General features: G+C 55.4%; 9 protein-coding genes. 6 read left to right on the top strand and 3 right to left on the bottom strand.

The genetic code is table 11. The features are described from left to right. Positions 1-127: 127 nt before the first annotated feature. Positions 128-682: an acyloxyacyl hydrolase gene (locus tag EDC30_RS17760; protein WP_132260199.1), complete on the bottom strand. Its 555-nt coding sequence runs from the start codon at positions 680-682 to the stop codon at positions 128-130. A gap of 484 nt (positions 683-1,166) precedes the next feature. On the opposite strand from EDC30_RS17760, the gene EDC30_RS17755 reads away from it, so the two are divergent. From EDC30_RS17755 to EDC30_RS17745, 3 genes are all read left to right on the top strand, one after another. Beyond that, positions 1,167-2,072 (top strand): NAD(P)-dependent oxidoreductase, encoded by a 906-nt coding sequence (locus EDC30_RS17755; RefSeq protein ID WP_132260198.1) that lies wholly within the window; start codon positions 1,167-1,169, stop codon positions 2,070-2,072. Between the two features lie 60 nt (positions 2,073-2,132). Then, the gene (locus tag EDC30_RS17750; protein ID WP_341539877.1) at positions 2,133-3,935 is read left to right on the top strand and encodes an ABC transporter ATP-binding protein/permease; all 1,803 of its coding nucleotides are present in this window, start codon (positions 2,133-2,135) and stop codon (positions 3,933-3,935) included. Positions 3,936-4,051: 116 nt separating this feature from the next. Then, a complete protein-coding gene (locus tag EDC30_RS17745) occupies positions 4,052-4,762 on the top strand; it encodes a DUF3047 domain-containing protein (RefSeq protein ID WP_243656847.1) in 711 nt (236 codons plus the stop codon). A gap of 3 nt (positions 4,763-4,765) precedes the next feature. On the opposite strand, the gene EDC30_RS17740 is transcribed toward EDC30_RS17745, so the two are convergent. Further along, a complete protein-coding gene (locus EDC30_RS17740; RefSeq protein WP_132260195.1) occupies positions 4,766-5,965 on the bottom strand; it encodes a M20 aminoacylase family protein in 1,200 nt (399 codons plus the stop codon). Positions 5,966-6,268: 303 nt separating this feature from the next. Between EDC30_RS17740 and EDC30_RS17735 the strand changes: the two genes are divergently transcribed. Both EDC30_RS17735 and EDC30_RS17730 read left to right on the top strand, forming a co-directional pair. After that, positions 6,269-7,375 carry an aminopeptidase gene (locus tag EDC30_RS17735; RefSeq protein ID WP_243656846.1) on the top strand — a complete coding sequence of 369 codons (1,107 nt, stop codon included), beginning with the start codon at positions 6,269-6,271 and terminating at the stop codon, positions 7,373-7,375. A 297-nt stretch (positions 7,376-7,672) separates the two neighbouring features. Next, positions 7,673-9,373 (top strand): long-chain-fatty-acid--CoA ligase, encoded by a 1,701-nt coding sequence (locus tag EDC30_RS17730; RefSeq protein ID WP_132260194.1) that lies wholly within the window; start codon positions 7,673-7,675, stop codon positions 9,371-9,373. A gap of 51 nt (positions 9,374-9,424) precedes the next feature. On the opposite strand, the gene EDC30_RS17725 is transcribed toward EDC30_RS17730, so the two are convergent. After that, positions 9,425-9,847 (bottom strand): acyl-CoA thioesterase, encoded by a 423-nt coding sequence (locus EDC30_RS17725; protein WP_132260193.1) that lies wholly within the window; start codon positions 9,845-9,847, stop codon positions 9,425-9,427. Positions 9,848-9,977: 130 nt separating this feature from the next. On the opposite strand from EDC30_RS17725, the gene EDC30_RS17720 reads away from it, so the two are divergent. Beyond that, positions 9,978-11,846 (top strand): ABCB family ABC transporter ATP-binding protein/permease, encoded by a 1,869-nt coding sequence (locus tag EDC30_RS17720; RefSeq protein WP_132260192.1) that lies wholly within the window; start codon positions 9,978-9,980, stop codon positions 11,844-11,846. Positions 11,847-11,911 lie beyond the last annotated feature (65 nt).

The raw sequence follows: 11,911 nt of genomic DNA, 5'->3' as shown, positions 1-11,911 counted from the left end.
TCATCGTCAGGCTCTTATTAAAAAACCCCCTCGCTCTACACGAGCCTGGGGGTTTTTGCTTTGCAGGCCCTCCACGTAACTTCCTCACCCTCACCGCAATCCCTCACTCACCCTCACCGCACCTTCCTTACCAGCGGTACGACAACCCCACTCCTATCACCCCGCTGCCGCCCTCCGTCCCTTCCTGACGCTGAATGCGCGACAGATACGAGGCTTTGAATCCTAGATCCACGCCATTTTTCCAGATGAAGCCGATACCGGCAGACGTGTTCATTGACATGCGGCTTCCTTGTGGCCGGCCCGCCCAATCATGGGCTACGGTCTGATATTGGGGGCCAGTCCCGGCTTCGGCATAAAATCCGGTGCCGTCGTGCCGTTGATAACGAAGAACAGCAGTAAATCCCAAATCTAATGGGGCTTGGCTGGGAATGACTGAAGAGTAAGCAGCAGGAGAGACACCACGAGAAAGGGAAGTATCCCAGTGGCCGCCCAGGTAACGTTCTTTATCAAGAAACCACTGTGTATGCCATTTTGACTGAAAGCCTAGATAGCCGAATTTATTTTGCTTTTGCGGGAAAAGGTCGTAGGGTGAGGCGGCCAGCCCGGAGAGAGGGAACGCACTAAGCGAAACAAGCAGTAAGCTGGAAATAACTTGATTACGATAACGACGATATGTAGCCATTTTCCCCTCCTCCAGTCAGCGCTTTAATCAGTATGCTGAACACCTCATTGCCACTAATTGCGAAAAGTTAAGTTTAGTTGCATTTGATAATTATTACTTTCAGTTAGTTAAATCTTATCTTGATGGGAGATCACTATGTCCGAAACAAATTAAAAGATAAGGAAGATATGCAGGCTGACACAGCACATATATCCCTTTGATGCTAATCAAGCAATTAATTGTCGTAGATACGTGACTACAAACTCTTTCCTAAGAAAGGGAAGGAAAATTTTCGTTTATATGGTAGACACAAGGTTTTAACTCTTAAAGCGTAGCTGTTGATTTGGCGTTTGCCCTCATCCTGCATAGGCACTCGCATTTCTGTCATAAAGGAGCCAACTCTTTAAGAAGCCCGACAAGCCTATCGACATCAAGCATACTTTTTGTAAAGATAATTGATTCTCTGGCTGAATATCGAATCTAAATAAATCGCAGGAATTAAGTAATGAATCAAACACTTCCAAAGGTGGCGTTCCTCGGAATCGGACTGATGGGTAAGCCCATGGCCATGCGCCTTTTGCAGGCCGGTTATCCGCTTACGGCATGGAACCGTACCAGGACAAAGGCCGAGGAGTTGGCATGTTCGGGGGCTTCAGTAGCTGATACACCGGAAGCCGCTGTTGCTCACGCCGATGTCATCGTCACCATGCTTCAGGATGGTGCGGCGGTTACTGAAGTGTTGGACCAGGCTATTGCGGGCATGCGTAAAGGCGCCATGGTAGTGGATATGAGCTCAACCCGACAAGCGGAAGCTCAGGATCTCCATAACAAGCTGCGCGCGCATGAAGTCGCATTTCTGGATGCGCCGGTATCCGGCGGCGTGGTCGGGGCCGAGTCCGGCAGCTTGGCGATCATGGCGGGGGGAGAGGAAAGGGTCTTTACCCTTGTTGAGCCGCTGTTGAAAGTCATGGGACGGCCTACTCTGGTAGGGCCGGCTGGATGTGGCCAGTTGGCCAAGCTCTGTAATCAGTTGATCGTGGGTGGCACTCTCAACATCGTCGCAGAAGCCTTGTTGTTGGCGCAGGCTGGTGGAGCAGATCCGGTAGCCGTGCGTGCGGCGATTCGCGGCGGGTTCGCGGAAAGCCGAATTCTCGAGGTGCACGGCCAGCGCATGTTGGATCGAAATTTCCTGCCGGGCGGTCAAGTCAAAAGCCAAACCAAGGATCTGGAAAACGTATTAATTGCTGCCGCGGCGGCCTCGGTTCATTTGCCAGTCACGGAGCTTGTCACCCAACGCTACCGCAGCATCCTTCAGGATCTGCCGCAAGCAGACCAGTCGGCTGCGCTATTGGCACTGGAGCGCATCAATCCTGGAAAACGAGTAGGTACGTTACCGGACCAGCTGTCATAGCAAACAGCTTATCTACCTGGCAGTTACGCCGAATTAAAATTTTCTAGATCTGGAATCCCGTTGCAAAAGAAATCGCCAGAAACCGCGGACTGGAGCGCAATCAAGCGGCTCATACTTCCTTATTGGTTTTCGGAGGAGCGCTGGGAGGCGCGCGGTCTGCTATTCGCCATCGTCTTGCTCGCGCTTGGCATGGTGTACTTGAACGTTTTGTTCAATGAGTGGAATCTGAGTTTTTACAATGCCTTGGAAAACCGGCAATTCGGCGAATTCAAGCATCAGCTCTGGCGTTTCTCGTATCTGGCATTCATTTTCATTATCGTAGCCATTTACCGCGTATACCTGGAACAAGCACTGGAAATGCGGTGGCGCGCATGGCTGACAACGCAATATCTCGGCAACTGGCTGGACAAGCAAGCGTATTACCGCATCGAACAAACCAAAGGCGCCGATAATCCAGACCAGCGCATTGCCGAAGACCTGATGATGCTAACCAGCGGGACGCTCGGACTCGTACTGGGATTGCTTTCCAGTGTCGTCACCCTGGTGTCATTTGTCGGCATTCTCTGGTCCGTCAGCGGCGCCGTGACATTGCCATTTGCCAGCCGCAATTGGACCATTGACGGCTATATGGTCTGGTTCGCCATCATCTATGCAGGTATGGGGTCGGTGCTGGTATGGCTGGTCGGGCGACCGCTTGTGGCGCAGAACTTCAAGCAACAGAGCTTCGAAGCCGATTTTCGCTTTGGACTGGTACGTATCCGTGAGCATGCCGAAGCCGTGGCGCTCTATCGCGGCGAAGCGCAGGAGCAGATCCAGCTTGACAAGCGCTTTGAGCGTATTCGCGCGAACTGGTGGGCGATCATGCGCACTACCAAGCGTCTCGGCGTCGTCTCCAATTTTTATTCCCAGTTCGCCAACATTTTCCCTTTTCTGGTGGCCGCGCCGCGATATTTTTCCGGTGCGCTGCAACTCGGCGGATTAATGCAGATCAGTTCCGCATTTGGTCATGTGCAGGAATCGCTGTCCTGGTTCATTACGGCCTTTTCCGGAACGGGAGACGCATCTCTGCCGGCCTGGAAGGCGAGTGTGAACCGGCTCGCCGGCTTTCATGCTGCCGTAACGGCCGCCCGCAATGAAGAAGCCGGCATTACTGTTGCACGCAACAACGTCGGCGCTATTCTGATCGATGAGCTGGTGCTGCATCTCCCGGATGGCCGGCAAATGTGTCAGCCGATTAGCGCCGAAATCCGTCCTCGCGCTCGCATCCTGGTAGAGGGGCCGTCCGGCTGCGGCAAATCGACATTGTTCCGCGCGCTTGCCGGGATATGGCCGTATGGCGCTGGGACTATCGAAATCCCTACCTCAGCCAGTCTCTTGGTCCTGCCGCAAAAAGCCTATCTGCCGATCGGTTCATTGCGTGCAGCGATCGCCTATCCCGCAGCAGAGAATGCGTATCGGGATCTGGCGATTCGCCACTACCTTGAGCTTTGCAACTTGCCGCAGCTTGCAAATTGTCTGGATGAAGTCGACCACTGGGGCCAGCGGCTGTCGCCAGGAGAGCAGCAGCGGCTGGCGTTCGTGCGCGCTTTGCTGGCGCGTCCCGATGTCCTGCTGCTTGACGAAGCCACCAGCGCCGTTGACCCTGTGACTGAAGATATGCTGTATGCATTACTCCTGCAGGAATTGTCAGAAGCCGCCATTGTAAGCATCGCTCATCGGGAAAGTGTTGCAAAGTTCCACGAGCATCGCTGGCAGTTTACCGTCGACTCGCCCGCACGGCATACAATGGAGCCCTCGCCGCACAATCTGTATCCCATTCAGCCTAGTCGCATCGCTGCGCCGATCAAGGTGGCTGGAGAGTAGCCGAGCTCGGTGTTATCTCATTTTTTTCCTGCCTTACCCGGATAGTGAAGTATATGAAGCAAATTGGTTGGTTGATCGCTGCCCTCCTGTTGGGCGCTTGTGCATCCGGGCCGGAAGTGAATCGCAAAATACCTGAAGAGCCTGCGGCGCAGACAAGCCAGGTTACCGATCACGTGACGATGTTTTCGAGTGTGGTGCCAGGAGAGCTGCCGTCCAGTTGGGAGCCGATGGTCATCTTCAAGCAGAAAAAGCGTACCGACTATCGCCTGGTCAAAGACCAGGAAAAAACCGTGTTGCACGCGTTCTCGGCCAATGCATCGTCAGGCTTGATGCAGCACGTCAGCATCGAGCCGCAAACCCAGCCGTGGTTGCAATGGCAATGGAAGATCGGCTCGCTGGGGGAACGAATCGCCCATGCTCAGGACCAGATGGAAGACGCTCCGGCACGCATCATCCTGGGTTTTGACGGAGACAAAGGCACGTTGCCGTTTACCGAGCAAATCCTGTTCGAAACAGCCAAGCTTATTACCGGATACGATTTTCCTTATGCGACGCTGATGTATGAATGGCATGGTACCGAACCGGCAGGTACGATCCGGCCGAGCAAGCGCTCCTCCCGCATTCGCAGCGTGATCGTGGAAAGCGGCGATGGCGGCGTCGGCCAGTGGCGCAATTTTGAGCGCAACATCGTCGAGGACTTCGAGCGGGCATATGGCGAAAAGCCTGGACGCCTGATCGGCGTCGGCATCCTCACTGACAGCGACTATACCGGCGAAACCGTGGAAACCTGGTACGGCGATATTCGCCTGCTGTCACAAACCAAATAGCATTTATTTATTCGGCCGCGCCAGCCATGCTTGCGCAAGCCTGACCCAAAAAGTCGCGCCGATCGGCAGCAGGCTATCGTTGAAATCATAGCTGGCATTATGCAGGTTGCACGGACCGAGACCGTGGCCGGCTGTCCGGTGTTCGCCTTCGCCATTGCCGATAAAGACATAGCAGCCAGGTTTTTTCTGCAGCATGAAGGCGAAATCTTCGGCACCCATGGTGGGCTCGATGCTGGTATTGATATGGTTTTCGCCGACCAGCGATTTCAGCACGTCGACCGCGAAGGCGGTTTCCTCGGGATGGTTGATCAGCGCCGGATAATTCCTCTGGAATTGGAAAACGATCTGGGCATTGAAGGCAGCCGCCGTATGGGTTGCGATCTGCTCCATTCTTTCTTCGATCATGTCCAGCGTGGCGGTCTTGAAGGTGCGAACAGTGCCGATCAGGCGGGCTTCATCGGGGATCACATTGGTCGCGCTGCCAGCATGGATTTGCGTGATCGACAATACCGCCGCATCGAGCGGATTGCAGTTGCGCGAAATGATGGTTTGCCAGCTTTGCGCGATCTGGATTGCGACCATGACCGGATCGATGCCCTTGTGCGGCTGTGCCGCATGCGACCCTTTGCCTTTGATGATCACTTCGAACTCATTCGATGACGCCATCATTGGGCCGGCGACCACACCAAAGCTGCCCGCAGCCAGTCCCGGCCAATTATGCATGCTGAATACCGCCTCCATCGGGCATTGCTCAAACAAGCCATCTTCCATCATGCGCAAGGCGCCGCCGCCGCCTTCTTCGGCAGGCTGGAAAATGAAATAAATGGTGCCCTCGAAATCGCGGGATTGCGCCAGGTGGCGCGCGGCACCGAGCAGCATGGCGGTATGGCCATCGTGACCGCAGGCGTGCATCTTGCCAGGATGGCGGGAGGCGTGGGCGAAACTGTTGATTTCCTGTACAGGCAAGGCATCCATGTCGGCACGCAGACCGATCGACCTGGTGCTTTCCCCGTTTTTCAGAATGCCCACGACGCCGGTGCCGCCCATGCCGCGCACTATCGGAATGCCCCAGTCGGTGAGCTTTTGCGCTACGACTTCGGCGGTTCGGTGTTCCTCAAATGACAGTTCCGGATGAGCATGGATATCGTGCCGTATCTGCTGGATCTCGGCCTGAGACTTTACGATGGATTCGATTAATTTCATGACAGTGACCAGTACTGCAGCGGCATGATGGTTAACATGCCAAGCGATGCGCGGCAGGTTTGTTCGAAAAATTGCCTATATATTACGCTACTGTCGAATCTTCCGTCAGATGCTAGCCAAGTTATCCAGCCGCGGCAAATGGAAAACTATAGCGATCCTGTTCACCTTGTTCTTGATGCAAGGCAGTATATTTTTACTGTGTGAACTTTTTCGCTCAATCAAGTCTTACTGGAGCAAGTGCCGCTTGGAACGAAAAACAAACGGACACATGATTTAATTTTGTTGGCAGGAGCGAGGCAGGGCATGGGAAGAAAATGGCAAATCGGTCTATTGTGCGGGATGGCATTGCTCGCAAGCGGTTGCGCGCAGCTGGGTTATTTCGCGCAGGCGGCGCAAGGCCAGCTATCGCTGATGACGCAGGCGCGCCCGATCGATGACTGGCTGGCTGACCCCGGTGTAAATGACAAGCTGAAAGGCCAGCTTTCCAAGGTCAAGGAAATGCGCCGTTTCGCCGCGCAGGAACTGGACCTGCCGGACAATGGCACCTTTACTTCCTATGCGGACCTGAAGCGTCCCTACGTGCTGTGGAATGTCGTCGCGACGCCGGCGCTGTCATTGAAAGCGCGGCAATGGTGCTTTCCGGTTGCGGGCTGCGTGAATTATCGCGGCTACTACAACAAGGAAGAGGCGCTGGCATATGCTGCCGAACTCCGCCGTGAAAACTACGATGTGCAGGTTTCCGGCGTGCCTGCCTATTCCACCCTGGGCTGGTTTGACGACCCGGTGTTGTCGACTTTCGTCCAGTATCCGGAAGCCGAACTGGCCCGCCTGATATTCCATGAATTGGCGCACCAGGTCGCCTATGCGCCGGGCGATTCGCGCTTCAACGAAGCGTTTGCGGTCGCAGTGGAAGAGTACGGCGTCGAGCGCTGGGTAAAAGCGCATGGCGATGACAAGCTGCGCGAGAATTATGAAGCGCAGGCCGCACGCAAACGGGATTTTCTCGAACTGCTGCTGAAAACCCGCAAGGCCTTGGAAAGCAATTACGCCAGCGCCGCCGATGACAAGCAAAAGCTTGCGCGCAAGGCGGAGATTTTCCAGGCCATGCAAGACGATTATCAAACCCTCAAGAAGCAGTGGGGCGGGTATGCTGGCTATGACCGCTGGTTTGCCGAGCCGCTCAGCAATGCGCATCTGGCATTGGTCGCCACTTACCATGATCTCGTGCCGGGATTCCGCGCGCTGCTGGACCGGGAGAAGGATCTTGGCAAATTTTATGCAGCCGTCCGTTCGCTCTCGTCGCTTGAGCAGCCGCAGCGCTACCAGCGCCTGGCGGGTCTTGCGCACGACAAGGCAGCGCCGGTGCAGTCGGCCATGGTGGATGGAAAAGAAATTGCCGCGCACGAGTAATTCATAACGCCTGAGCCGTACCTTGAGCACGTATCCTGTCTATACGGGATGCGTGCTCAATTTTCATACAGACGCCGGCCTTATCGTTCCAGCCTGGCCGCCTCATGCCTGGCCATACTGCGCTGCAGCAGATTTTGCGCCGACAAAGAATTCACTCTCTCTTGCCTTAACCACTTGCACTCCCCAGTTTCGCCCGATAGCATCCAGATTGAACAATAACAATTAATGGCTTGGATGGCGGCGCAATCCGCTGTCGTCCATTCAAATAAATCCATACAGAGAGACAAGGGCATAAACATGGACAAGTTCTGGCTGAAATCCTACCCGCCTGACATTCCCGCAGAAATCGACTTGAGCCAGTACCAGTCGCTCGGCCAGTTTCTGGATGATTCATTCCGAAAGTTCGCGGACCGCAAAGCCTACATCAGCATGGGCAAGGCCATCACCTTTGCGGATATCGATGCCATGTCCAAGAAGCTGGCCGCCTGGCTGCAGACAAAAGGCCTGCAAAAGGGCACGCGTGTCGCCATCATGATGCCCAATGTCTTGCAGTATCCTGTGGCGCTTGCCGGGTTGCTCCGTGCCGGGTACATCGTGGTCAACGTCAATCCCCTTTATACGGCGCGCGAACTCGAGCATCAACTGATCGATTCGGGCGCTGAAGCCATCATCATCCTGGAAAACTTTGCGCATACGCTGGAGCAGGTCATCGCCAAGACCCAGGTCAAGCAGGTCATCGTCGCCAGCATGGGCGAAATGATGGGGGCTGCCAAAGGCTTGCTGGTGAACCTGATTGTTCGTCATGTAAAGAAGCTGGTACCTGCTTATCGCCTGCCTGGCGCGGTGAGCTTCAACAAGGTCATGGCTGACGCGGCGCGCATGAATCTGCGTCCCGTCCCGTTGACGCAGGACGATATCGCCTTCCTTCAATACACCGGCGGCACGACCGGGGTCGCCAAGGGCGCGACCCTGTTACACCGCAATGTCCTGGCCAACCTGCTGCAGGCCGATCTCTGGCTCAGGCCAGGGCTCGATAAGGCGCCGAAGGTTGAGCAGGAAATCTTGATCTGCGCCTTGCCGCTTTATCATATCTTCGCGCTGCTGACCTGCTTTTTCCTGAGTATCCGGGTGGGTGCGTGTAACGTGATGATCGCCAATCCGCGCGACATTCCCGGCTTCGTCAAGACGCTGTCGAAGTACCGCTTCAACATGCTGCCGGCGGTGAACACGCTTTTCAATGCGCTCTTGAATAATCCGGAGTTCGCGAAGCTGGATTTCTCCGGCCTGAAGCTCAGTATCGGGGGCGGCATGGCGGTGCAGAAGGTCGTCGCCGACCACTGGAAGCAGGTTACCGGATGCCCGATTGCGGAGGGCTACGGGTTATCTGAAACGTCGCCGGTCGTGAGCTGCAATCTGGCGCTGACCACGGAATACACCGGGACGATCGGCTTGCCTTTCCCCTCGACCGAAGTCGTGATTCTGGATGACAAAGACCGTCCCTTGCCGGTCGGTGAGGCGGGCGAGATTGCCGTGCGCGGACCGCAAGTCATGGCGGGCTACTGGCGGCGTCCTGATGAGACGGCAAAAGTCATGACGACTGATGGCTTCTTTAAAACGGGCGATATCGGCATCATGGATGAGCGCGGCTTCATCCGTATCGTCGACCGCAAGAAAGACATGATTCTGGTTTCCGGCTTCAACGTCTATCCCAATGAGATTGAATCCGTGGTCGCTGAACATCGGGGCGTGCTGGAGTGTGCTTGTGTGGGCGTGCCGGATCCCCATTCCGGGGAAGCGGTGAAATTGTATGTGGTACGCAAGGATCCGGGACTGACGGCCGAACAACTGATGGCATATTGCAAGCAGCAGTTCACCGGCTATAAGCGGCCACGATTCATTGAGTTCCGCGATACGCTGCCGAAGACTAATGTCGGCAAGATTTTGCGGCGCGAATTGCGCGATGAGAAACCGGCAGTTGCCGTAAGCCAGCCCGGGTAGTGATGAATGGCGTTCACCGCCTGCCGGACAGGCGGTGAAATGAAGCTGGCTTCAGTTTGACGATGAGGCTACGTCGAGCGCAGGCAATAGCCGCGGCTTGCGTTTTTCATCGGTCGCCACATAAGTCAGGATAGCTTCCGTCACTTTCACGATCTCTGCCTGCAAGCGGTTTCGTTCCGCATAGACTTCCACACTCACGGTAATCGAGGTTTTGCCGACCTTGATGATATCGACATAAAAAGTCAGGACGTCGCCGACGAAAACCGGATGCTTGAACAGGAATGAATTTACAGCAACGGTGGCAACCCGGCCGTTAGCACGCCGCGCGGCAGGCAGCGAGCCGGCGATATCGACTTGTGCCATGATCCAGCCGCCGAATACATCTCCATGCATGTTGGCATCTGCAGGCATAGGCATGATGCGCAGTTCCGGCATTTTTCCTGCCGGCAGTTCTGTGTGGTGATCGCTTGGCATAGTGTGAATTCAATGAAAATATTGTTGTCGACTGAATGACATGGGCTGGTGCCGGGATTGATAGAATGAGGCATTCCCGCGCCTGGATTGCCAAAGCATAAATCATTCTGGCTAATTTTTCTTTTCTGTCATGCGACGTTATTCTGCTTCCGAACCCGCTCCCGCACTGCCTGCTGGTCATCAGCGCCAGGATTGGGTGACCATTAAAACTCTGCTGCCATATTTGTGGGCTTACAAGGGCCGGGTAGTGCTGGCGCTGGCGTTCTTGGTCGGCGCCAAGCTGGCCAATGTCGGCGTGCCGCTGGTACTGAAGCACCTGGTCGATCATCTCACCCTCGAGCCTGGACAGGCGCGCGCCTTGCTGGTCATGCCGGTTGGCTTGCTGCTGGCGTATGGCTTGCTGCGTCTGTCCACGACCTTGTTTACCGAGCTGCGCGAATTCGTGTTTGCCAAGGTCACGCAACGAGCAGTGCGCACGATTGCGCTGAAAGTATTCCGCCACCTGCATTCGCTCTCGCTGCGCTTTCACCTGAACCGACAGACGGGCGGCATGACCCGCGATATCGAGCGCGGCACGCGCAGCGTATCGACACTGGTGTCGTACACTTTGTTCTCGATTCTGCCGACCCTGATAGAAATATCGTTGGTGATCGGTTACCTGGCGCTGCAATACGATATCTGGTTTTCGGTGATTACCGCCGGCGCGCTGATCACGTACATCACTTTCACGGTAATCGTGACCGAATGGCGCACGCATTTTCGGCGCACCATGAACGAGCATGATTCCAAGGCGAACAGCAAGGCGATCGACTCGCTCATCAATTATGAGACGGTCAAGTACTTCGGCAATGAAGAGCTCGAAGCGCGGCGCTATGATCAGGGTTTGCAAAGCTATGAAAGCGCCGCGATCAAGTCGCAGACTTCCTTATCTTTATTGAATACCGGCCAAGCCTTCATCATCGCCGCGGCGGTAACCCTGATCCTGTGGCGTGCGACTAGCGGCGTGATTGACGGCAGCATGAGCCTGGGCGACCTGGTGCTGGTGAATGCCTTCATGATCCAGCTGTATATCCCGCTTAATTTCCTGGGCGTGATCTATCGGGAAATCAAGCAAAGCCTGGCAGACATGGAGCGGCTGTTTTCTTTGCTGGAGCAAGAGCGTGAAATCGATGATACGCCAGGGGCAAAGCCGTTGGCGATCCATGGCGCGGAGGTCAGGTTCGAGCACGTCGACTTCTCTTATGAAAAAAATCGCCAGATCTTATTTGATGTCGATTTCACTATCGCCGCCGGCGCGACCACCGCGGTCGTGGGCCATAGCGGCTCTGGCAAGTCGACGCTGGGGCGCCTGCTCTTCCGTTTTTACGATGTGCAGAAAGGACGCATCACGATCGATGGCCAGGATTTGCGCGACGTGACGCAGGCGTCGCTGCGCCAGGCGATCGGCATCGTGCCGCAGGATACCGTGCTGTTCAATGATACGATCGAATACAACATTGCCTATGGCAAGCCGGGCGCATCCAAAGATCAAATCATTGCTGCCGCGCGAGCAGCATCGATTCACGACTTCATCGTCTCGCTGCCGGATGGCTACGACACCATGGTGGGTGAACGCGGCCTGAAACTGTCTGGTGGCGAAAAGCAGCGCGTGGCAATTGCCCGTACCTTGCTGAAGAATCCGGCAATCCTGATTTTCGACGAAGCGACCTCGGCGCTGGACTCGCGCTCGGAACAAGCGATCCAGGCGCAGCTCAAGGAAATTGCCAAGGACCGCACCACGCTCGTGATCGCGCATCGGCTGTCGACGATTGCCGATGCCGCGCAAATCCTGGTGATGGATCATGGCCGCATCGTTGAACGCGGCACCCATGCCAGCCTGCTGGCAGCAGATGGCTTGTATGCGCAAATGTGGATCCGGCAGCAGGCGCGAAAAATCTCTGAAGACGAGCCAAGTCAGGATGATGCCGATATTGAAGGAGCGCCTACTGCTGTTGCTTAAATGCCGTATGCGAGAGGGATAATGGCCACGTCAGGCATATCCTTGCTAAGATAAGTCACACCGAT

Origin of the sequence: Paucimonas lemoignei, assembly GCF_004342585.1 — a bacterium.
Lineage (GTDB): Bacteria > Pseudomonadota > Gammaproteobacteria > Burkholderiales > Burkholderiaceae_D > Paucimonas > Paucimonas lemoignei.
The sequence above is the reverse complement of the archived record's forward strand: the minus strand, read 5'-3'. Positions and strand labels throughout refer to the sequence as shown.